The sequence below is a fragment of the Halorubrum sp. T3 genome (assembly GCF_000296615.1).
GTDB lineage: Archaea > Halobacteriota > Halobacteria > Halobacteriales > Haloferacaceae > Halorubrum > Halorubrum ruber.
This window is the reverse complement of sequence record NZ_ALWQ01000008.1, coordinates 17,955-39,854: the sequence shown is the minus strand read 5'-3', so window position 1 is coordinate 39,854 and position 21,900 is coordinate 17,955. Positions and strand designations below refer to the sequence as shown.

General features: G+C 68.6%; 23 protein-coding genes and 2 tRNA genes. 15 read left to right on the top strand and 10 right to left on the bottom strand.

Annotated elements, in window-relative coordinates:
* Positions 1-3 precede the first annotated feature (3 nt).
* Positions 4-144 (bottom strand): DUF2080 family transposase-associated protein, encoded by a 141-nt coding sequence (locus tag B378_RS16545; protein WP_121596018.1) that lies wholly within the window; start codon positions 142-144, stop codon positions 4-6.
* Between the two features lie 465 nt (positions 145-609).
* Between B378_RS16545 and B378_RS0100210 the strand changes: the two genes are divergently transcribed.
* The 6 genes from B378_RS0100210 (at position 610) to B378_RS0100185 (ending at position 4,833) form a co-directional block, all read left to right on the top strand.
* Positions 610-819 carry an antitoxin VapB family protein gene (locus B378_RS0100210; protein WP_017341829.1) on the top strand — a complete coding sequence of 70 codons (210 nt, stop codon included), beginning with the start codon at positions 610-612 and terminating at the stop codon, positions 817-819.
* A 56-nt stretch (positions 820-875) separates the two neighbouring features.
* Positions 876-1,025, top strand: coding sequence for a hypothetical protein (locus B378_RS16935; protein ID WP_017341828.1), 150 nt, complete (start codon positions 876-878; stop codon positions 1,023-1,025).
* Positions 1,026-1,079: 54 nt separating this feature from the next.
* Positions 1,080-1,844, top strand: coding sequence for an endonuclease NucS (gene nucS / locus B378_RS0100200; protein ID WP_017341827.1), 765 nt, complete (start codon positions 1,080-1,082; stop codon positions 1,842-1,844).
* 130 nt (positions 1,845-1,974) lie between these two features.
* On the top strand, positions 1,975-2,505 hold the full coding sequence (locus B378_RS0100195) for a 50S ribosomal protein L16 (protein ID WP_017341826.1): 531 nt from the start codon (positions 1,975-1,977) through the stop codon (positions 2,503-2,505).
* 140 nt (positions 2,506-2,645) lie between these two features.
* On the top strand, positions 2,646-4,700 hold the full coding sequence (locus B378_RS0100190) for a DEAD/DEAH box helicase (RefSeq protein ID WP_017341825.1): 2,055 nt from the start codon (positions 2,646-2,648) through the stop codon (positions 4,698-4,700).
* Positions 4,701-4,762: 62 nt separating this feature from the next.
* Positions 4,763-4,833, top strand: a tRNA-Pro gene (locus B378_RS0100185).
* A gap of 533 nt (positions 4,834-5,366) precedes the next feature.
* Here B378_RS0100185 and B378_RS0100180 read toward each other — a convergent pair.
* The gene (locus B378_RS0100180) at positions 5,367-6,563 is read right to left on the bottom strand and encodes a DNA cytosine methyltransferase (RefSeq protein WP_026046097.1); all 1,197 of its coding nucleotides are present in this window, start codon (positions 6,561-6,563) and stop codon (positions 5,367-5,369) included.
* A gap of 123 nt (positions 6,564-6,686) precedes the next feature.
* On the bottom strand, positions 6,687-7,304 hold the full coding sequence (locus B378_RS0100175; RefSeq protein WP_017341823.1) for a carbonic anhydrase: 618 nt from the start codon (positions 7,302-7,304) through the stop codon (positions 6,687-6,689).
* Between the two features lie 199 nt (positions 7,305-7,503).
* Between B378_RS0100175 and B378_RS0100170 the strand changes: the two genes are divergently transcribed.
* A tRNA-Phe gene (locus B378_RS0100170) sits at positions 7,504-7,577 on the top strand.
* A gap of 531 nt (positions 7,578-8,108) precedes the next feature.
* On the opposite strand, the gene B378_RS0100165 is transcribed toward B378_RS0100170, so the two are convergent.
* The 5 genes from B378_RS0100165 to B378_RS0100145 all read right to left on the bottom strand — a co-directional run bounded on the left by B378_RS0100165 (position 8,109) and on the right by B378_RS0100145 (position 10,413).
* Positions 8,109-8,618 carry a hypothetical protein gene (locus B378_RS0100165; protein ID WP_017341822.1) on the bottom strand — a complete coding sequence of 170 codons (510 nt, stop codon included), beginning with the start codon at positions 8,616-8,618 and terminating at the stop codon, positions 8,109-8,111.
* On the bottom strand, positions 8,618-9,157 hold the full coding sequence (locus B378_RS16930; protein WP_017341821.1) for a winged helix-turn-helix domain-containing protein: 540 nt from the start codon (positions 9,155-9,157) through the stop codon (positions 8,618-8,620). Before B378_RS16930 ends, B378_RS0100165 begins: the two co-directional genes overlap by 1 nt.
* A 95-nt stretch (positions 9,158-9,252) precedes the next feature.
* Entirely contained in the window at positions 9,253-9,543 is a 291-nt protein-coding gene (locus tag B378_RS0100155; RefSeq protein WP_017341820.1) for a zinc ribbon domain-containing protein, read from the bottom strand.
* A 109-nt stretch (positions 9,544-9,652) separates the two neighbouring features.
* Positions 9,653-9,820 carry a hypothetical protein gene (locus B378_RS16925; RefSeq protein WP_017341819.1) on the bottom strand — a complete coding sequence of 56 codons (168 nt, stop codon included), beginning with the start codon at positions 9,818-9,820 and terminating at the stop codon, positions 9,653-9,655.
* Entirely contained in the window at positions 9,817-10,413 is a 597-nt protein-coding gene (locus B378_RS0100145; RefSeq protein WP_026046096.1) for a hypothetical protein, read from the bottom strand. The genes B378_RS16925 and B378_RS0100145 overlap by 4 nt, the downstream gene beginning before the upstream one ends.
* A 185-nt stretch (positions 10,414-10,598) precedes the next feature.
* Here B378_RS0100145 and B378_RS0100140 point away from each other — a divergent pair, with 185 nt between their 5' ends.
* The gene (locus tag B378_RS0100140) at positions 10,599-10,793 is read left to right on the top strand and encodes a cold-shock protein (protein ID WP_004599158.1); all 195 of its coding nucleotides are present in this window, start codon (positions 10,599-10,601) and stop codon (positions 10,791-10,793) included.
* Between the two features lie 184 nt (positions 10,794-10,977).
* Here B378_RS0100140 and B378_RS0100135 read toward each other — a convergent pair whose 3' ends face one another.
* The gene (locus tag B378_RS0100135; RefSeq protein ID WP_017341817.1) at positions 10,978-11,292 is read right to left on the bottom strand and encodes a 2Fe-2S iron-sulfur cluster-binding protein; all 315 of its coding nucleotides are present in this window, start codon (positions 11,290-11,292) and stop codon (positions 10,978-10,980) included.
* Positions 11,293-11,451: 159 nt separating this feature from the next.
* Between B378_RS0100135 and B378_RS0100130 the strand changes: the two genes are divergently transcribed.
* From B378_RS0100130 to B378_RS0100115, 4 genes are all read left to right on the top strand, one after another.
* Positions 11,452-12,582, top strand: coding sequence for a hypothetical protein (locus B378_RS0100130; RefSeq protein WP_017341816.1), 1,131 nt, complete (start codon positions 11,452-11,454; stop codon positions 12,580-12,582).
* A gap of 89 nt (positions 12,583-12,671) precedes the next feature.
* Positions 12,672-13,055, top strand: a complete 384-nt coding sequence (locus tag B378_RS0100125) for a DUF5611 family protein (RefSeq protein WP_017341815.1) — start codon at positions 12,672-12,674, stop codon at positions 13,053-13,055.
* Between the two features lie 182 nt (positions 13,056-13,237).
* Positions 13,238-13,696: a universal stress protein gene (locus B378_RS0100120; RefSeq protein ID WP_017341814.1), complete on the top strand. Its 459-nt coding sequence runs from the start codon at positions 13,238-13,240 to the stop codon at positions 13,694-13,696.
* A gap of 90 nt (positions 13,697-13,786) precedes the next feature.
* Positions 13,787-14,764, top strand: a complete 978-nt coding sequence (locus B378_RS0100115) for an ROK family protein (protein WP_017341813.1) — start codon at positions 13,787-13,789, stop codon at positions 14,762-14,764.
* Positions 14,765-14,797: 33 nt separating this feature from the next.
* Here the strand turns inward: B378_RS0100115 and B378_RS0100110 are convergent, their stop codons facing one another.
* Complete coding sequence (locus B378_RS0100110) at positions 14,798-15,808, bottom strand: PrsW family intramembrane metalloprotease (RefSeq protein WP_017341812.1); 1,011 nt, start codon at positions 15,806-15,808, stop codon at positions 14,798-14,800.
* Between the two features lie 120 nt (positions 15,809-15,928).
* Between B378_RS0100110 and B378_RS0100105 the strand changes: the two genes are divergently transcribed.
* The 3 genes from B378_RS0100105 (at position 15,929) to B378_RS0100095 (ending at position 21,780) form a co-directional block, all read left to right on the top strand.
* A complete protein-coding gene (locus B378_RS0100105) occupies positions 15,929-16,321 on the top strand; it encodes a hypothetical protein (RefSeq protein ID WP_017341811.1) in 393 nt (130 codons plus the stop codon).
* Positions 16,322-16,323: 2 nt separating this feature from the next.
* Positions 16,324-17,778, top strand: coding sequence for a DUF402 domain-containing protein (locus B378_RS0100100; protein ID WP_017341810.1), 1,455 nt, complete (start codon positions 16,324-16,326; stop codon positions 17,776-17,778).
* Positions 17,779-17,961: 183 nt separating this feature from the next.
* Complete coding sequence (locus B378_RS0100095; RefSeq protein WP_017341809.1) at positions 17,962-21,780, top strand: glycoside hydrolase family 97 catalytic domain-containing protein; 3,819 nt, start codon at positions 17,962-17,964, stop codon at positions 21,778-21,780.
* Positions 21,781-21,900: the final 120 nt, after the last annotated feature.

The window sequence follows — 21,900 nt, the reverse complement described above, 5'->3', positions numbered from 1 at the left end:
CGGTTACTCGTCAGGCTCAGAGGTTCTGACGATTTTTACGTCTGCGCCACGCCACCGTTTTGGGACGAGGACGTGTGCGCCGTTGCCAGTGGCTTTCACCTCGCCGTCGATGACTTCGTGGCCTTCGATTTCGTGTCTATCCATCACCTGTGTTTAAACTTTGTTTCAACATAACTGTGTCGGTGCGTTGGCCTGTGGGTTGGGAATAGAAGAGTGTATTGACGATGATGACGGCGGTGTATCCCCTCCCTACTGCGCTACTCGGCCTTCGGCCTGCGTTGCTCCTTGAGGAAGGGAGCTTACCGCCTACATTCAGCTAATTCGAGCGCCGGCATCCGAGAAAGGATTTTGTGAGTCTGTATACAACCGCATACCATTCGTCTTTAGTTAAGCTTGATAGTAATACAATTCCGAAAAGTATGCTTGTCAGTATTAGATGTAGGAGAAGCCACAGATGAGACACCAGTACCGGCGAGATCGAGCGATAAGCAACCATCACAAACGGCGTTTTCTTGCCGTATCTGGTGTGGCTGGGCCGTATTTGAGCAAAAACCACAGCTATCGAGTATTACTGAAGATATTAACTAAAGACGAATGAACCGCATACTCATGGCGAAGAGCATCCGCCTCTCCGAGGAGGCCTACGATCGGCTCACCGCCCACAAGCGGGAGGACGAGACGTTCTCCGACGTCGTTCTCCGGCTCGCCGGCGAGCGATCACTGCTCGAACTCGCCGGCATTCTGAGCGACGACGAGGCCGACGCGCTCCGTGAAGCCGTCGAAGAGCGGCGCGATCGGCGCGCGGCCGAGATAGATTAAACCGACCACACCGCCGCCTTCGACCGGCTTTTGTGCGGCGCGACCGTACCGATCCCATGAACCTGACCGCGGTGTTACACGCCGGGTTCGGCGTATCGGTTCTGGCCGGGATCCTCGTGTCGGACACGACGCTCCGAATTGCCGCCTTCGCGCTCGGCGTCGTCCTCTTCGTCGCCGGCATCGTCGTCTCGCGACGCGGCGACTGAGCGCAACCGAGACGGCGCGCGCCCTTTTTCACTCGCAACCGCCTACGAACCTCAGTGACAGTCACGAGCGTCCACGACCCGAGCCACCGTGAGGCCCTCTGGGAGCTTGAGGACGCCTTCGAGCGCGGCGACCTCGTCAGCGCCTTCGGCACCTGTACAGTCTCGTACGAGGGCCGCGCCGCCTCGGACCTCGGCCCCGGCGACCGGCTGCTCGTGTTGAAGCCCGACGGCGCCGCCCTCGTCCACACCGACGAGGGGCGCAAACCGGTCAACTGGCAGCCCCCGGGGTCGGAACACCACGCCGCGGTGCGCGAGGGGCGACTCCGCGTGCGCTCGACCCGAAGCAACCCCGACGAGAGCCTGACGGTCCGCTTCTCGGACGTCCACCAGCTCTCCGCGATGTCCGTGACGGGCGGCCGCGACCTCACCCTCCACGGCAGCGAGGAGGACCTCCGGACCCGAATCTTAGAGCGCCCCGAACTCGTCGAGCCGGGGTTCGAACCCCGCGAGACCGAACGCCCCTCCAGCGCCGGCCCGATGGACGTTTTCGGCGTCGACGCCGACGGCACGCCGATCGTCGTCGAGCTGAAGCGTCGCCGTGTCGGGCCGGACGCCGTGGGGCAACTGGCGCGCTACGTCCGGGCGCTCCGCGAGGAACTCGGGGTCGATGACACCGCGGGAGGCGACGATGCCGACGGCGACGACGCCCCCGCAGTCCGCGGCGTCCTCGTCGCGCCGTCGGTCACCGACCGGGCCGCGGAGCGGCTCGCGGATCGCGGGTTCGACCACGTCGCGCTCGATCCGACGCCGGAGGAGTGAGCCGGGCGGCGTGTCAACGCGGACCGCGATTCGAGGCGGAACGCCGCCGCTGCCCGCCGAGGAGCCGACGACGCCGCCTCGCTATCGAAGGGTTTATCGCCGCAGCGGGGGCTACATCGGACAAGTAGCCATGTCTGACAAACCCGCCTCTATGTATCGGACGATCGACAAGCCGTCGTACACCCGCCGCGAGTACATCACGGGCATCCCCGGCTCGAAGATCGCTCAGCACAACATGGGCGACCTCTCCGCGGAGCCGGACGACTACCCCGTCCAGATCAGCCTCCGCGTCGAGGAAGAGCTCCAGGTCCGACACGGCTCCTTAGAGAGCGCGCGCCTCTCGGCGAACCGCCACCTGATCAAGGAGCTCGGCGAGGGCAACTACAAGATGACCCTCCGCAAGTTCCCGCATCAGGTCATCCGAGAGAACAAGCAGGCGACCGGCGCCGGCGCGGACCGCGTCTCCGACGGGATGCGCCAGGCGTTCGGCAAGCCGGTCGGCACCGCCGCGCGGCTCGACAAGAACGACGTCGTCTTCACCGCGTACTGCGACGTCGAGCAGGCGTCCGTCGTGAAGGAGGCGTTCCGCCGCGCCTACAACAAGCTCTCGCCGCCGTGCCGGATCACGGTCGACCGCGGCGAGAAGCTGCTCGTCTCGTAGATCCCTCGACCCGACCCCGTCCGTGAGGCGGGTTCTTTTCCGCGCGTTCGCGTGACGCAGCCGCGGCGCCGCGCGTCTCCGAACCGGTTCCGATCCCCGAGCCGAACACCTGAAATACCTCGCTCGCGTACCGAATCGCAGTGTCACAGCAGCTGGCCGAGGTCGAGACGCTGTTCCTCCACGAGGCGCGGAGCGACTACACCGTCGTCGCGAACCGCGACGGCAAGCGCGTGCTCCGCGGGCGGCTCGAACTCAAGGAGACCTCCGCGGGCCCGCGCCCGGGGAAGTTCCGCGTGATCCGCGACGGCGAGGACCACCCCCGCCAGCCGGACGAGTTCGTCGACCTCGCGCGCGCGGCCGGCCGGATCCGCATCTCCGAGCAGACCTCCCCCGAGAACCGGACGCGGCTGAAAGAGATGCTCGACGGCTACCAGCTGGAGGCGACGGCGGTCCGGACCTGCCGGCGCTGCGCGAGCGACGGGCGGTACGGGCCGATAACGAGCGAGGACGCCATCGAACACAACGGCGAGCTGATCTGCCGGGACTGCGCCCGCCGGGAGTTAGAGCGGGAGCTGTCCTATAAGGGCGAGTTCACGGGCGCGGCCGAGGAGCGCTTGGAGGAGCTGCTGTACGAGTCGGGCGACTTAGACCGGATCGTGAGCCTTCTCCAAGGCGGGCTCGACCCCGATCTCACGAAGTACGACGAGGTGTCCGCGAACGTCGACGACGTCTCGCCCGTCCGGACCGAGGACCTCGACCTCCACCCGGACCTCTCTTCGCACCTCCAGGGACGGTTCGAGGAGCTGCTCCCGGTCCAGAGCCTCTCCGTGCGGAACGGCCTGCTCGACGGCGACGACCAACTGGTCGTGAGCGCGACCGCGACGGGGAAGACGCTCGTCGGCGAGCTGACCGGGATCGACCGCGCGTTGAAGGGCGACGGGAAGCTCCTGTTTCTGGTCCCCCTCGTCGCGCTCGCCAACCAGAAGCACGAGGACTTCGAGGACCGCTACGGCGACCTGCTGGACGTCTCCATCCGCGTCGGCTCCTCGCGGGTGAACGACGACGGGAACCGCTTCGACCCGGGCGCCGACGTGATCGTCGGCACCTACGAGGGGATCGACCACGCGCTCCGGACCGGCAAGGACCTCGGCGACGTGGGGACGGTCGTCATCGACGAGGTCCACACCCTGAAGGAGGGCGAGCGCGGCCACCGCCTCGACGGGCTCATCTCGCGGCTGAAGTACTACAGCGAGAACCGGATGGAGACGCATTCGGGCTACGACGGCACCCAGTTCGTCTACCTCTCGGCGACCGTCGGGAACCCCGAGTGGCTCGCCGAGCGGCTCCGCGCGACCCTCATCGAGTACGAGGAGCGCCCCGTCCCCATCGAGCGGCACGTCACGTTCGCGGACAGCCGGGAGAAGGCGCAGATCGCCGACAAGCTCGTCAAGCGGGAGTTCGACACGAAGTCGTCGAAGGGGTACCGCGGGCAGACGATCATCTTCACCAACTCGCGGCGGCGCTGCCACGAGATCAGCCGCAAGCTGCGGTACGACTCCGCGCCGTACCACGCCGGGCTCGACTACGGGCGCCGGAAGAAGGTCGAGCGCATGTTCGGGAATCAGGACCTCTCGGCGGTCGTCACCACCGCGGCGCTGGCGGCCGGGGTCGACTTCCCCGCCTCGCAGGTGATCTTCGACTCGCTGGCGATGGGGATCGAGTGGCTCTCGGTCCAGGAGTTCTCGCAGATGCTCGGGCGCGCGGGCCGACCGGACTACCACGACCGCGGCCGCGTCTACCTCCTCGTCGAGCCCGACGGCGTCTACCACGGCTCGATGGACCGCACGGAGGACGAGGTGGCGTTCACCCTCCTGAAAGGCGAGATGGAGGACGTGGCGACCCACTACGACGAGACCGCGGCCGCCGAGGAGACGCTCGCGAACGTCGTCGTGGCCGGCAAGAAGGCCAAGCGCCTCAACGACCGCATGATCGGCGAGGTCCCCACGAAGCACGCGCTCGGGAAGCTGTTAGAGTGGAACTTCATCGACGGCTTCGAGCCGACGCCGCTCGGCCGGGGCGTCACCAGACACTTCCTCGCGCCCGACGAGGCGTTCTTCATCCTCGACTCGGTCCGGAAGGGGACCGACCCGTACGACATCGTCGCCGACCTCGAACTGCGCGACGACGAGGAGTGAGGCGAGCGCGGCGCGGAGCGCAACGAAACCCTTTAGCGGCTCTTCGGGGTACGTAGGAGTACGGGACCGTGGGTTAGTGGTATACTCCGAGCCTTGGGTGCTCGTGACCCCGGTTCGAATCCGGGCGGTCCCACTTTTGCGGCGCGAGCAAGTCCGCGAGCGCCGCAGCCGTGGAGCGGATTCGAACCCTACCGGGCGCGCGCAGTGAGCGTAGCGAACGAGCACGTCCGGGTCCGGTTCGAATCCGGGCGGTCCCACTCTGCTCCTGCGAATAGCCTATGAGCAGCGGTGACGGTTTATAAGTAAAGAGGCGGTGGCGCGTGCCTCCGAGTGGCCGCCGGAGGCGGCCGCGAGGAGCACGCGCGAGGGAGTCAGTCGCCGGAGCGAAGCGGAGGCGACTGACGAGGCTGGGGAGGTGTGAGGCGCGGTCGCGGTGCGGGGTGGGACTCAAAGGGGCAGCCGGGAGGCGGGCGCAGGCGACGTAAGCACCGCAACGAGGGAGCGAACGAAGTGAGCGACCGAGTGAGGCGCACAGCGAGCGTGCGCCCGCCTCCCGGCTGGGGCTTTGGCGGTGTCCACCGCCGATCCACCAGCGACTATTTATAAGCAAGCTGCTGGGACTTTGGGATCGGTCAACATACCGGCGGTCACCACCTAAAAAAGATCTCAGGCCAAGTCAGTCAGCGACTGCTGTTCGTACACGTCGGGGTCAGCGGGTGGCGCGTCGCGGACCTCGGGGTAGTACTCCCGGATCTGATTCGCCAATTCTTCGCCCAACCGGACCGGAACCGCGTTGCCGATCTGTTTCATCACATCGGTCTTCGTCCCCTCGAAGACGAACTCGTCCGGGAACGTCTGGAGCCGCGCCATCTCGCGGGGGGTGAGGTAGCGGTCCTCGGTCGGGTGGATGAAGACGTTCGTGCTCACCGTCAGCGAGGGCTCGTCGGGGTCGAGCCGGCGGAGGTACGTCCCGTACCGCTTGACGATCTCCGGCTCGTGGGGGCAGGTGTCCGTGTCCTCGCAGTCGCACTGGTACTTCTTCGTCTTCAGCCGGTCGGGGAGGTCGCGGTAGTAACCGCCCGGCGGGACGTGGCGGATGCGTTCGAGCGTCTTCTCGCCGGTGTCCGCGTACGTCATGTTCGGGAGGTCGTCGCTCGCGTCCGCGAGCGCCTCGCCGGCGGTGCGCCAGTTCCCCTCGGGCGTCGTCGGCTCCGGGAACCGGATCGGCACGTCGCGGTCGGTCCCCATGAAGAAGATCCGGCGGCGCTTCTGGGGGACGCCGTACTGCTCGGCCTCAAGCACGCGGTACTCGCACTTGTAGCCGTGCGCCGCGAACTCGTCGACGATGAGGTCCTTCACGTACCGGTCGTCGCTGGTCTGCCGGTTGATAAGGTCGCGGACGTTCTCCATCAACACCAGCTGCGGTTCGAGGACGGAGACGACCCGGAGGAACTCCTCGAAGAGAGTGTTCCGGCGGTCCTTCTCCATCTCGTCGAGCTCGATCTGCTCGTTGTTGAGCCGGCTGAACCCCTGACAGGGCGGCCCGCCGATCACCACGTCGATCCCGTCGGGGTCGTAGCCAGCGCCTGCGACCGCCTCGCGGATCGCCGGAGCGTCGAGCTCGCGGACGTCCTCCTCGACGAACTCGGTGTCGGGGAAGTTGCGTCGGTACGTCTGCGCGGCCGGCTCCCACTGGTCGCTGCCGAGGGCGACGTCGAAGCCGGCGCGCTCGAAGCCTAAATCGAGGCCGCCGCAGCCGGAGAAGAAGCCGGCGACGACCGGCGCGTCGGCGTCGTCGCTCGCGGCGCGCGCGCCGTCCGCGTCGCTCGCGCCGTCCGACCCGGCGTCGCCGTCAGCGCCCACCGACACCACCTCGCCCGACCGCGGGCGCGCGTGCTCGGTCCATTCGTGACCGGATTCGCCACGGGCGTATAAAAACGTCACACCTCGGGCAGCAGAGGGGGAAGCCGCTCGACGCCGCCCGGATCAGGCGCGGCGCTCGCTGATCTCCTCGGCGATGCGCTCGTCGGGGCGGCGGAGCTCGCCGGACTCGACCTCGTAGACGTAGCCGGAGACGGTCGTGTCGTCCGGGATGAACTCCGATTCACGGAGGTACTCGACCTGCGCCGCGCAGGCCGCGTCGATGTCGTCGGTCATTTTCACCCAGTCGAGCAGGTCGGCGTCGCCGATGTTCAGCTCGGGGAGCGAGGGGTCGAGGTCGGCGTTGTCGAGGTCACCGGTCTGCGCTTCGAGCCCCTCGCGGACCGCCTCGTCGGGCGCGCTCATCATGCCGCAGTCGGTGTGGTTGATCACGACGATCTCGTCGGTGTCGAAGAAGTTCGTCGTGAGCGCGGCCGACCGGATCACGTCGTCGGTCACATTGCCGCCCGCGTTGCGGAACACCTGCGCGTCGCCGAGGTCGATGCCGAGCGCCTCCTCAATCGGGATTCGCTCGTCCATACAGGCGACGACGAGGAGGTTCTCGTCGGTCGGGATCCCCTTGCGGCGGCGGCGCGCCCAGTCGTCGCGCGCGTCGACCGCGGCGTCGAGCGTCTCGTGGTGCGTGTCGTGGGCGTCGTGGTCGTGGTCGTCGTGAGATGCCATCAAGAGACCGGAGGGGCGCGAGAAAGGGGGCGGTTGCGGAAACCACGATCCGCGCCGTCGACCCGGATCGACGGCGATATCGTCCGATACCGAGGAACCGAACTGGTGTGTGGGCCCGCAGATCCGAACGACGCGAGCGGGAGCCGCCCGCAGCCTTTCGAAATCCTTTTGTCTCGAATCGGCGTTGGTCCGAGTGCGAGCCGCCTTAGCTCAGACTGGGAGAGCACTCGACTGAAGATCGAGCTGTCCCCCGTTCAAATCGGGGAGGCGGCATTTTCCTGCGAACCTACGAGGGAGCGCAGCGACCGAGTCGTGAGCAGCGAAAATGCTCCCGACCCGATTTGAGCAGACGAGTCGCGAGCCCGAGCGGAGCGAGGGCGAGCGTCTCGGCGAGTTCAAATCGGGGAGGCGGCATAGCTTTTCAGCGCGATCTACATTCGTTAGCCTTGACTGAAGATCGAGCTGTCCCCCGTCCCCGCGAGCGGAGCGAGCGGGGAACAGTGAGACGACCGGAGGGAGTCTCACGCGTTTCAAATCGGGGAGGCGGCATTTTCCTGCGAACCTACGAGGGAGCGCAGCGACCGAGTCGTGAGCAGCGAAAATGCTCCCGACCCGATTTGAGCAGACGAGTCGCGAGCCCGAGCGGAGCGAGGGCGAGCGTCTCGGCGAGTTCAAATCGGGGAGGCGGCATAGCTTTTCAGCGCGATCTACATTCGTTAGCCTTGACTGAAGATCGAGCTGTCCCCCGTCCCCGCGAGCGGAGCGAGCGGGTGAAGAAACGACGCCGTGCGGCCCCCACCGGACCTACTCGCTCGGGGGCGCAGCGAGATCGAGGCCGACGGGATGTCCCCGGTCCCACTCGACCGCGAGGACGACGTCTCGGAGCGAGTCGAGGCGTCGCTCGACGACGTCCAGCGGATGTGAGTCGATGAACTGCGCCGGCTCGTGCGCGGCGGGCGTCGCGCCGTCGTTGACTTGTAGATGAACCGGACCGAGGTCATCGTGCGTGTCGTCCTGATGCCAACCCACCAGCAGCCTTCGGTCTGGCTCGATCCAGTTGAACCAGTAGTACTCGTGCGGCTCACCAGTCTGTAGTTGAAACCCGATCTCGATCCGCGCAGCCGTCACCGGGTACTCGTCGTCGTCCAAGAACTGCCGCGGGTTCACGTCGGCGACGACACGGTACGGGCCCGCTTCGCGCGGCTCGGTACGTCTCCGTCTGACGTTGTCGAACTCGCCGCCGAGCCGATTCGCGATGCGGTCGTGGAGCCGCTTGCTCTGAAGGTTCGTCCGGTCAGCGAGGAAAACGACCATTAGGCGAACGTCGAGGGAGAGTCAGTCCGCGGCGAGGAGAGTTCGAGGACGTCATCGTACAGCCTGAGGGCGTGCTTCACGAGCCCGAGTTCCGTGTTGATCGCCTCCCACGTGGCGATCACGTTGCGACGCTCACGGAGTTCCGCGGCCGAGAGCTCCTCGTCAGCGAGGCGGTCTCGAAACTCGTCGAGCGAACCGGCGTCGTACTCCGCCGCCAGCTCTTCCTGGTCCTCCTTCAGCCCCGTGAGTCGACGCTCCAGTTCCTCACGCGAGTGGGCGTCAATCAGGTCCGTCACCTCGTCGAAGAGCATCCGCACGGGATTCAGGTCGTAGGCTTTCGTCCCGTCGACGGTCGTCTCAGTAACCCAGTCGTCGCTCTCCAGTCGACGAAGTTCATCGTCGGCCGTCGCGCGCGAGACGTCCGCCCGGTCTGCGATTTCCTGTACCGGCGTCGGCCCGTCCAGCAGCTCCGCGACGTGCCGGACGCGCTCACGCCCGCTCATGGTCTCTCTCCACGGTTCGGACTCCGAGTCGGCCATTCGACCGGACGTTGTACCGCTCGGCTCAAATAATTTTGTATGGTTCAGATATTCAGACGGGACCGGTTCCGCGAACGCAGACACCGGAGCGGGCGCTAATTCGGCCCTAACGGCGCCGCACACTCGCGACAGTAAACGAATTCGGCCGCGTTTTCGGCGCCGCACTGCGGACACGTCGAGGGCGTCGCTCCGTCGGTCTCCGGGTCCGCCGGGTCGCGGTCGTAGACGGGATCCTCGGTGTACCGCTCGATCTCGCCCTCGCGCCGCTTGCGGCTCCGCTCGCGGCCCTCGCGGAAGATCGCGATGAGGGCCCGAGCCCCGACTCCCAGCGCGACGAGCAGCAGCGCGCCGGTCGCGACGAGGTAGGCCGTACCGACATCGAGCATGAGGGCTACTACGCGCCGGAGACGTAGATACTGTGGGGTGCCAACACGGAACACGAGCAGACAGGGGCTCCCAGCGGACGAGCCTCGACCCCGGGCGACCGACCGCGGCTCACTCGTCGCCGACGAAGACGGTCGCGAGCCGGTCGCCGCAGTGCGGGCAGTTCAGTGTCTGCCACGTGTCGGGGTCGAGGTCGCCGAACGGCTCGGAGCGGCGGGCGTCCGCGACGGCGACGCTCGCGCCGCACGTCTCGCAGTCGTAGGTGTCGGCGTCGGTCATTCTCCGAGCGAGTACAGCGCGGTCGCCGCGAGGATGCCCGCGGTCTGCCCGGCGCCGACGAGCGCGATTCCCGCGACGGTGCCGCTCTGAGTACCCGCGAGCGCGGCGACGGCCGCGCCCGCGACTGAACACGCGGCCGCGACGTGATGAACGATCGAGCGCGGGACCGTCGGGTCGCGCAGGCCCGTGTAGACGAACGCGGGCGCGGGCAGCAGCATCCAGCCGTAGAAGGCGACGGCGAGGAGCGCGTCGGCCGGGACCGCGCTCGCGAGCGCGGTCCCGTCGCGCGCGAGGAATCCGGCGACGCCCGCGAGCGTCACCGGCGTGCCCGCGAGGATGACCAGCTTCCACGCGCGGAGGACGCCCGTCGCCATGTCGCGCCACGAGGCGGCGACGAAGGCGACGAGCAGGACGCTCATGACGACGTGGGCGACGAACAGCGCGTGCGAAGAGACGACGCCGAGGACCGCCCCGGCGGCGACGCCCCACGCTGCCGGGACCAACAGCGCGGGACTGTTCTCGCGGAGCGTTAAGCCGGGGCCGCCCGCTCGGTGCGCGTGAGACACACGCGTCGCTTTCGCGGCCGGAAGTATAAACGTCGGCGTCGGACGGGACGAGAGAGAACCCGACGGAGCGAACAAGATGTCGTCTCGAATCCACCGCACAGTCAGTTGTCGTCCATGAAACTGGAGCTTTTCGAAGACAAACGTTCGTCGAGCGTCGTGGTAACTGTACACTCGCAATTCTTATCCCCGGTCGGGGACTCTCTATGAACGCAATGGCGACCGGAAAGGTTGATTTCTTCAACGACACTGGCGGCTACGGATTTATTGAGACTGACGACGCGGACGACGACGTGTTCTTCCACATGGAAGACGTCGGCGGCCCGGACCTCGAAGAGGGCCAGGAGCTCGAGTTCGACATCGAGTCCTCCGAGAAGGGCCCCCGCGCGACCAACGTCGTTCGGCAGTAAGCCGATCCGAGAAGGTGGGTCGGTCCGGCTGACGCCGAACGCGACTCTGACACACGGTACCAAACGTTTTCGTCCGCGTCGCGGGCTCACGTCCGCCGCGGCCGTATTTTATTCCTGACGAGCGCGTCGCTCGTCGCGTGCGCCGCGGTCCGTAAAAGGATCGACGAGAGCGTCGCGGCCGCGCTCAGATGTGTTGGCCGAAGAGCCCGCGGCCCTTCGTCACCTCGACGTCTCCCTCGACTTTCGTCTGACACGCGAGGCGGACGTCGTGGCTCGGGTGGTGGGGCGGGAACCAGAGGCGGGCGCGCTCCTTCTTGCTCGGCTCACTGACCTCGCCGTCGACCTGGACCGCACAGGAGCCGCACGATCCGGCGCCGCGGCAGTTGAGCTGCTCCATCTTGCCGTTGTAGACGGAGAGACCGGCCTCCTTGAGCACGTCGCGCAGGTTGGCGCCCTTCTCGCACTCGATTTCCTCGCCCTTGTAGGATACGGTAGGCATGTGAGTACACGGTACGCGAGCGATCCACAAAGAGTCTGTGTCCGCGGCGCGCGGCGCGAAACCGAGCACGGCGACCGCGTCGTCCCGCGATACCGGTCGTGTGCCGAGCGTCGGACGCCGACGGGGCGTTTTTTACCCTCGGCACCGCAGGGTGGCACAATGGGACTCAGGTGTCTGCTCGGACACGACTTCGGCGAACCCGAACTCCAGCGAGAGCGCGAGGAGGAGGGCGACGAGGTCGTCACGACCGTCAAGGAGGTGAAGACCTGCGCTCGCTGCGGCGAGACGCAGATCGTCAGCGAAAACACCGAGGTGACGACGATGGAGCAGCTCGCGGACGAGGTCGCCGCGAACGCGGCCGGCGGGAGCGACGCGGGCGCGGCCGCAACGCCGGAAGGCGGCAGCGGGCCGGCCCCCACCGAAGGCTCGACGCCGGGGACGGCGTCGGGGGCCGACGGCGCGGACGACGCCGCGACCGGCACGGGAGGGCTGACGCTCGACGAGGAGCCCGAAGCCGGGAGCGACGACGCGGTGATCCTCGATGACGACGCCGACGACGCGGGCGACGAGGCCCCCGAAACGGCCGCGGGAGCGTCCCCGGAAGGGAGCGACGCACCGGCGAGCGCGTCGGAGCGCTCCGACGCCGCGGGGGCGCCTGACGCTTCGGGCGGTCCGGACCCGGCGGACGAGGACGCGGAGCTGTTGGACGCGGGCGAGGAGTCGGCGTCGGCCTCGTCCGCCTCCGCCGCGTCGTCCTCAACGGACGCCGCATCGGAATCTGAGTCGAGCGACGAGACAGACGCGGAGAGCGACGACGGCGTGATACTCGACGAGGGCGGAGAGGACGCCGACGACAGGGAGCGCGGCGCGTGGCCCGAGGTCGACGAGGACGAAGCCGACGGCGATGGGTCGGCCGCCTGGCCCGACCACGGCGGCGAGGACGAGGGGTTCAGCGCGGAGGTCGGCGAGGGCGGCGACGCTGGCGTCGAGTTCGGCGGCGGGCTCACCCCGGAGGCCGCGGACCGGCAGGAGGAGGAAGACGGGGGAGAGACGGAGTACGTCGAGGCCCCCGACGACACGGAGAGCGTCGCGTTCGACGCCGGCGACGAGGGCGAGACGGGCATCACCCGCGGCGAGAGCCCCGAGCTGGAGACGATAGGCGACGACGGGCCGACGGAGTACTACTGTCCCGAGTGCGGGATGGTCCGGGCCGCGGACGGGAGCTCGATGCGCGCGGGCGACATCTGTCCGGAGTGCAAGCGCGGGTACGTCGACGAGCGGCCGCAGTAGTCGACGTTAAAAAGCGCCGCGTCGGCGGTCGAAGCCGCCGAGCGGCCGTGACGAAACTGGTTTACGCCGGCCTGTCGAACGGTCGCGGCATGAAAGAGTACAAGATGCGCCGCGGCGAGCATCTGGACGACCGCATGCCGGACCTGAAGGGTTCCATCGAGGAGTACTTCGGCGAGGTCACGGGCACCGAGGAGTGGCAGGGCCACGAACTGTACGTCGTCGCGGACCCCGAGAACCCGGTGTTCGACCGGATCGTCGCGGGCGCCGCCGAGTACGGGAGCAAGAAGGACAAGCTGGCGGTCCACTTCGAGGAGCGCCCCGCCGAGGACGTCATCGCCGAAGGCAACGCCGACGCCGCCGCTGACGCCGTCGACGCGAAAAACGAGTTCCTCTTAGAAGCGACCGGCCGCGACGCGAAGTCCCGACGCGACTCGTTGAAGCGCGAAGTCGAGGACGACGCGCCCGACTACTGATCGGATCCGCCACCGTTTTGCCGTCGTGAGCCGCTCTCGGAGCCGATAGTCTCTCGGTCGACCGAACGCCGAGGAGCGACTGCTCGCGCCCGCGAGAGTGTCAGGATCGATCGGTAAAATATTTATTCAGATTTGAGTTAATACTCCGTCAGAGTTAAATTGGTCGGAGGCGAAAGGCGTGTATGAGCATCGAAACAGTTGTGTTAGCGGTCGGCAGCGAAGACGAAAAACGGACCGAGCGGCTCGCGGAGGAGATCATCGCGCTCGCTGGGCCGTCGGACGCCGAGGTCGTGTTGACCCACGTGTTCGGCGAGGAGGAGTTTGACGAGACCCGCGCGAAGTTAGGCTTCGACCCGGACAGCGAGAACGCGACGCCCGACGAGGTCGCGGAGCGACACCGGACCACCCGAGACCTCTCGAAGGCGCTGTCGGCGGCCGGCGTGCGGCACTCCGTCCGCGGCGCGGTCGGCGACCTCGCGGACGAGGTCGTCGAGACCGCCGAGGGACTTCAGGCCGACCGCGTCGTCGTCGGCGGCCGGCGGCGCTCGCCGACCGGGAAGGCTGTCTTCGGCAGCGCGGCGCAGGAGGTCATGCTCTCGTCGCCGTGTCCGGTAACGTTCGTCCGCGAGACCGCCTCGTAACGCGGTTTCGCGGAAACGGCTCGGTTCTTTTCCCTCGCTCGACCGCCCGAAGCGTCCCGCTTAAGTGAGACGGGTCCGCGCTTACACCCGATGTACTACGTGGGCGTCGATCTCGGGGCGACGAACGTCCGGGCGGTCGTCGGCGACGAGACCGCGGCGGTCCTCGGCTCCGCGTCGCGAGGCACCCCGCGGGGACCGAACGGCATCGCCGTCACGGAGGCCGTCCTGGAAGTGGTTCGTGGGGCCTGTACCGACGCGGGAATCGCGCCGAGCGAGGCGGTCGCGGCCGGGATCGGCTCGATCGGCCCGCTCGACCTCGCGGAGGGAGTGGTCCAGGGGCCAGCGAACCTCCCGGACACCGTCGAGCGCATCCCGCTCGTCGGGCCGGTCGGGCGACTGCTCGACACCGACGAGGTGTACCTCCACAACGACACGATCGCGGGCGTCATCGGCGAGCGGTTCCACTCCGAACGCAACCCCGACGACATGGTGTACCTCACCATCTCCTCGGGGATCGGCGCGGGCGTCGCCGTCGACGGCAACGTGCTCTCGGGGTGGGACGGCAACGCCGGCGAGGTCGGCCACATGACCGTCGACCCGCACGGGTTCATGACCTGCGGCTGCGGGCTCGACGGCCACTGGGAGGGGTACTGCTCCGGCAACAACATCCCGAAGTACGCCCGCGAGCTGTACGAGGAGGACCCGATCGAGACGAGCCTCCCGATCGAGGACCCCGACTTCTCCGCGGTCGACGTGTTCGAGGCCGCGGGCGAGGACACTTTCGCCGACCACGTGATCGATCAGGTCGCCCACTGGAACGCCATGGGGATCGCTAACGTCATTCACGCGTACGCGCCGCTCGTCGTGAGCGTCGGCGGCGCGGTCGCGCTCAACAACCCCGACCGGATACTCGATCCCATCCGCGAGAAGCTCCCGGAGATGGTGTTCATCAACGTCCCGGAGGTGCGGCTCACCGACCTCGGCGACGACGTCGTGGTGAAAGGCGCCCTCGCGAGCGCGCTGACTGGCGGCACCGGCGACCGCTCGCGGGTCGAAAAGGCGCCCTGACGGCGGAAGGCGGAAACGAGGCCGGTTTCGCCCTTACTGTTCGAACTCGTCGAGCTCCGGTTCGACGTCCTCGCCCACCTCGTCGCGCGTGTCGAGGTACGCGTCGCGGTACCGCCAGATCTTCCGGAGGAGGACGTACCCGAACGCGCCCTGGAAGACCACGACGAAGCCGAACAGCGCGACGACCTGCGGGAGGCCGAGCAGCTGCGAGGCGACGCCCGTCACCGGGCCGACGAGCGTGTTGTACAGCGCGTGGATCGCCGCCGCGAGGACGAGCCCCTTGACGATGATGGGGCCGCGGTTCCCGGGGTTGAACTTCGCGAGCCCGAGGTAGTAGCCCGCGAACGCCGAGTAGACGACGTGGCCGGGGCCCGCGAGCGCCCGGAGCGCGGCGATGCCGTCGCCGGCGCCGAGCGCCGCGATCCCGACCGTCAGCTCCGCCATGTCGACGTTCTGGGCGATGTACACGAAGTTCTCGATGACGACGAATCCGAGCCCCGCGATGGCGCCGTAGACGGCGCCGTCGATGACGGCGTCGAACCGGGCGTCGGTGTACGCGTACAGCCGCACCGCGAGCAGCTTCACCGACTCCTCTATCGGGCCGACGACGACGAAGAAGAACACGACGAGCCCGAGGAAGCCGAACGGCCGGAAGTACGGCTGGAGCACGCTGTTCAGGACCGCCGCGAACGTCGCGGTGAGGATCGAAAGCAGGAACGTCGCCACGAGGAGCGACAGCGGCTCGGCGGTCGTGACGTCCGAGACGTACACGTAGGCGGCGAGGCCGAGCGCGGGGACGGCGGAGAGCCCGAGGAGGATCGCGATGGCCGGGTCGAAGACGAGCCCCAGCCCGAACGAGCCGACGATCGCGAGGAGTCCGACGAAGGCGACGAAGACGACCAGCGCCTTCGCCGAGCGAGTAATGAACCAGTGTAACGCGACCGACAGCCCGTCGAGGGAGGTCCGTTCCTCCCAGGTCGCGACGTCGTAGAGGTCGCGGTCGTCGTCGGCCCGGGACGCGATCGGGTCCTCGTCGGATGGCATGGCTCCCGTTTGCCACCCGGGTGACTTAATTACTGGGCGGCACCCGAGCGGCGTCCGGCGATGAGCGGGCGGAAGCGGCGCAGCCGACAGCGTTGAAACGGCGGCGCCCGAAGGCGGGGTATGCACTTCGATCCACGGGTCCAGCGCGCCCTCCGAGAGGCCGGGCTGGACGCGGACGCCGTCGCCGACGCCTCGGACCGCGTCGCCGAGCTCGTCGCCCGCGACGCCGACCGGCTCCGAGCGTTCTTCGACGCGGACGCACCCTACTACTCCGACATGGAGATGGCGCACAGCGCGTCGGAGACGCAGGAACACGCGACCGCCGACGTCGACCTGTTCACCCACGGGAGCGACCTCCGCGGCTACCTCTCGCTCGACGGGTGGGGCGTCCCGGTCGAGGGCGGACGGATCCTCCGCGAGGACGACGGCGGCGACCCGGTCGTCGTCGAGCTCTCGCTCGGCGACACGGTGAACGACCGGGTCCGGTTCGCACACGAGCGCGAGGACCTCTGAGGATGGCCCGAGCCCGCGTTCGCGGCATCTACGCGACGGCGCTCACCGCGCGCCTGCTCGACGACGGCCACGAGGTCGTCGACGCCTCGCCGCCGATCCGGCGGCGCTTCGACGCCGCGTTCGGAACCGACCCGCCGGAGGTCCGGATCGAGACGAGCGGCGACCGGCAGGGCGTCGGCGCGCACGGCGACCCCGACGCGCTCGACGCGCTCCGCGGACTCCTGACCGACGCGGGCCGCGACGCGCTCGCGTGGCCCGACCCGACACCGCCCGGCGCGGTCCTCGACGGGGAGGTGACGGAGACGCTCGGCGGCGGCGCCGTCGTCGATCTCCGCGTCGGCGACGATACCGCCGAGGGGTACCTCCCGTACGGGAGCGTCGACGCCCGGGTGGAGACGGGGGACCCGGTCCGGGTTCAGGTGCGCGAGTCGGCGGCGCCGTGGACGGACCGGCGTCCGGAACTCGCGGGGCATCTCCGCGTCGGCGGCGACCTCGTCGCGCTTGAGCCGGGCTCCGGGACGCGGGTCGATGTCCGGGACGACGAGGCCGCCCGCGAGCTGTCGGGGATGCTCGACCTGCTCGACCTCGACCCGCCGGACGGGTGGCGCGCGGTGTGGCAGCCGCCGGCCGTGGACGCCGACACGGAGGCGCTGACCGCGGGGCTAGACGCCGCGGTCGACGCCGCCGAGGAGCTGCGCGCGGCGATCGCTCCGAAGGGCGGGACGGAATCGGAGCTCGGCGTCCTCGACGACCCGAGCCGGCTCCGCGACGCGCCGGTCGCCGCGCCGAACGCCGGCGTCTGGGTCTGGTTCGGCCGCGAGAGCCGGTTCGGGCTCGATGACGCGCGCCGGACCGCGACCGCGACGATACCGGGTCACCACCGCGTGAAGGCGGGCTCGGCGGACGCCTCGGCCGGCGTCGACCTCGCGGAGGCGCTCTGCGAGCCCGCCCCCGACGCCGAGTTCCCGTTCGCGGTCGTGACCGACGCGTTCGGCCCGAGCGAGGGCGACGCGCTCCGGATCGACCACGGGAAGCCGGACGGGCGGCTGATCACCCTCGGCGAGGGGACCGTGACGGGAATCGACTCCGACGGGACCGTGGCCGTCGAGCGCGAGATGACCGGCGGCGGGACCTACGACGGGCTGGGCGTCGACCGCGTGGCGGGCGACATCGCCGAGACGAGCCTGAAGGAGGGCCGGTGGTGGTACCCGACGACGTACCGCGGCCGCGACGGGACCGTCCGCGGGACGTACGTCAACGTCTGTACGCCCGTGGAGGTGTTCCCCGACGCCGCCCGGTACGTCGACCTCCACGTCGACGTGGTGAAGCGGCCGGACGGAGGGGTCGAACGCGTCGACGACGACGAGCTCGACGCGGCGGTCGCGGCCGGAACGGTCCCCGAACCGCTGGCGGAGAAGGCGCGGAGCGTCGCGTCGGCGCTGGAGAACGCGCTGTGAGGCGCCCAACGCCGCGAACAGTCCTCCCGAGGGAACTCGTCGACTCGGTCGTTTCGTAATTCAATCACTTTGCTGCGTTACAATAACATTATTATTCGTCGTATACACGGTGCGGACGGAATGAGTGAAAAACGATCACAGCAATCGTTTGACGGATCGACGCGGCGGGGGTTCCTCGGGAGCGTGGGGGCGCTGGTGGCGGCGGCCGCCTACTCGCGGGACGTGTCGGCCGACGACGCCGCACCAGTGGCGAACGGCGAGGACGACCCGGTCCAGCGGATCGAGTCGCCGGACGGATCGATCGCGGTCACCCTCGACGTCTCGGACGGCGTCCCGACCTACGAGGTCGCCCGGAACGGGACGACGTACGTCGGCTCGTCGGAGCTCGGGTTCGACTTCCGGAACCAGCCGGCGTTCGGCGCGAGCGCCGGGAGCGAGGACGGCCCGGTGGCCGTCACCGGGACCGAGCGCGAGTCGGCGACCGAGGCGTGGGAACCGGTGTGGGGCGCCTACGACGAGGTCTCGGCCGAGTACAACGCCCTCAGCGTCGGGCTCGCGGACGCCGACTCGGAGGGCGGCGACGGCCCCGGCAGCGACGCGGTGGACGGTCGGACCGCGACCCTCCAGATCCGCGTGTTCGACGACGGGATCGGGTTCCGAACAGTGCTGGGCGAGGGATTCGCGAGCAACTCGGAGAAGGCGGTGATCGACTCGGAGAACACCGGCGTCGACTTCGCGGACGACTACGACGCCTGGTGGATCGCGAACGCGGTGACGAACCCGCGGTTCGAACAGGAGTACGCCGAGACGCCCCTGTCGGAGATTCCCGGCGGGAGCGATCCGCGGCGGCCGAACGACACGCCGATGCGCGACGGGGCGCACACGCCGCTCACCGTCGACGCGGGCGACGCGTACCTCAGCGTCCACGAGGCGAACCTCGACGACTACGCGGCCGCGACGCTCGCGCCCCGCAGCGACGACGGCGGGACGACGTTCGCAACGGAACTCACGCCGCTGCCCGACGGGTCGCGGGCCTCGCTCGACCTCCCGGCGGCGACGCCGTGGCGGACGATTCAGGTCGTCGACCGGCCGGGCGAGCTGATCGAGTCGCAGCTGGTCCCGCTGCTCTCCGACCCGCTCGACGAGGCGGCGCTCCCGACCGCCGGCGGCGCGCCCGACACTGACTGGATCGAGCCCCGGAAGTACGTCGGCATCTGGTGGACGATGATCGCGGGGTCGGCGAACTGGGAGTACCGGGCCGACGAGTCGTTCGACAGTCCGACGGACGCGGCCGGCTACGTCCACGGCGCCCGGACCGAGCGGATGAAGCGGTATATGCGGTTCGCGAGCGAGAACGGCATCGACAGCGTGCTCGTCGAGGGGTGGAACGAGGGGTGGGACACGTATCCCGGGGACGGCTCCGGGCTGGAGTTCGGCGTCGATGACTCCTACCCCGACTTCGACGTGCGGGAAGTGACCGACTTCGGCGCCTCGCTGCCGGAGCCCGTCGAGATGACGGCCCACAACGAGACCGCCGGCAACATCCCGAACTACGAGGACGCGGTCCTCGACGGCGACGCCTTCGCGGGCTACGACGACGTCGGCATCAACTCGATCAAGAACGGCTACGTCGCCGACAGAGGGCTCGGCATCGAGGGCGACGGCACCGTGGCGACCCACAATCACCACAACCAGCTCGCGGTGAACCACCACCGGCGCGTGATCCGCGAGGCGGCCGCGAACCGCCAGCAGCTGGAGATCCACGAGGGGATCAAGCCGACCGGCGAGATCCGAACTTACCCGAACGTAGCGAACCGGGAGGTCGTGAAGGCGCAGGAGTACGACGGGTTCGGGCAGCTCGGATCGAACGTCGGCCGCGACCACCACGTCACGCTGCCGTTCACCCGGAACCTCGCCGGCCCGGTGAGCTACCAGCCAGGGATCTTCGACATCACGTTCAACGACGAGCGCGGCGACCAGATCCAGACGACCCGCGCCAAGCAGCTCGCGATGTACCCGACGTACCTCAGCGGCCTCCAGATGGCGGCCGACCGGATCGAGGGGTACATCGACGAGACGTTCGCGGTCGGCGAGGCGCTCCAGGCCGCTGCCGGCGAGCTCGACGGGCTCGTCACTGACGACTCCTACCGGGACGCGTTCGGCACCAACTTCGTCGCCGTCGACCCCAACCGCGCGCCCAGCGGCTCGTCGGTGTCGTTCACGGTTGAGGACGTGCCGAGCGCCGGGACGTACGACCTCCACCTGCGCTACGCGAGCGACGCGGAGGAGAACACGGGCCGCGTGATCGACGCCGGCACCCCGCGGGCGACGCTCCGCGTCAACGACGAGCGCCGAACCATCGAGCCTGACTTCACCGACTACTGGGACGACTGGCAGGTGTTCACGACCGAGGTCGAGTTCGACGCGGGCGACAACGAGGTCGCGATCGAGCTCGACTACGCGCAGGGCGACGACGGATTCAGCGGCGACGTCGGCGGCTTCAATCTCAACACCGTCGCCGTCACCGAGTCGGGCGAGCCGTCGCCGGTCCCGGCCGAGTACGAGGGGTACACGCCGGAAAAGGAGAACTTCGACGCCGAGCCGGAGTTCGGCTTCATCGAGTCGGTCCCGGCCGCCGGCTGGGACGAGACGCGCGTCGTCGGCGCCGCGATCGGCGACTACCTCGCGATCGCCCGCCGGCACGGCGACGAGTGGTACGTCGGCGTCATGACCGACGACGACGGCCGCGCGGTCGACGTGCCGCTCGACTTCCTCGCGCCCGGTAATTCGGGCGGGAAGGGGAACGGCAACGGAAACGGCAGAGGCAACTCCGGAAACGGCCGAAACGGCCCGAAGTACGTCGCGGAGATCTACTCGGACGCGGTCGGGGCCGGCGTCGACCTCGACCCGACCGGCGTCCGCATCGACGAGGCGGTGGTCGACCCGTCGACCACGCTGCTCGCGTCGCTCGCGCCGAGCGGCGGGACGGCAGTGAAACTGCGTCCGGCGCGGGGCCGCGAGATCAACCGTCTCCCCGAGTACGAGCGCCCGGAGCAGACGATCTCGGTGTCGATTGCCGACGAGGCCGACCTCGGCGAGTCGTTCATCACCGCGACCGGCTCGAACGACGCCGCCTTCGTCGGCGCGACGACGGTCGAGGTCGTCTTGGACGGCGAGGTCGTCTCGCGCGACACCGTCCGACTCCCGCCGAACGCGACGGACGAGACGGTGGAACTCGGCTTCAGCACTGCGCGGATCGGTACCTTCGACGTCGTCGTCCGCGAGGCCGACGGCGGGACCGAACTCGGCTCCGAAACCGTCACGGTCGCGCCCGGTGACCTCGTGGGGCAGCTGAGCGATCCCGCGGGCGACGACGACGGACCCGGCGAGTACGTCTATCCCACGGACGGCGCGTTTCAGGACGGCGCGTTCGACCTGCGCTCGTTCCGCGTGTTGGAGACCGACGAGGAGTACCGGTTCGCCTTCGGCGTCGAGAACCTGTACAGAGGGTTCGGCGGGACGTTCTCGCCCCAGTACTTCGTCGTCTACCTGCGCGATCCCGACGGCGACGGCGGGCGGACGACCGAGCTCGGTGACCTGAGCGTCACCGCCGAGTTCGACGACCCGTGGCAGTACCGGGTTAGCTCCGACGGCTTCGGCGGCGGGACCGTCGTCGACGACGAGGGCACCGGGCTCGGCTCGGTGACCCGGTTCGCCGACCTCGAATCGAACGTCGCCGTCGTCTCGATTCCGAAGACGGCGCTCGGCGGGACAGACATCGCCGACTGGGAGGTCCTCCCGGTCGTTGGCTCGGCGAACTTCGGCGCGTTCCGCGACGTACAGGTCGAGGCCGGCGGGTTCGTCTTCGGTGGTGCCAAAGAGGGCGCGGCCGGCAACGCGCCTCGGGTGATCGACATGATCACGCCGGAGGGAACCTCGCAGGCCGAGGCGCTCGCCTACGACGCCGACACGCTCGCAACGCTGCCGTTCACGTCGCTGTAGGCGGTCAGGGCGGGGTGAGCCGAGAGAGCCGGAAGCGTCGCTCTCACCGGAACGCGCTCGTCCGCTTTTTCCGCGGATCGGGAGGTTTGGCACGAATAGATAAAACTGGTTCAAAAAGAG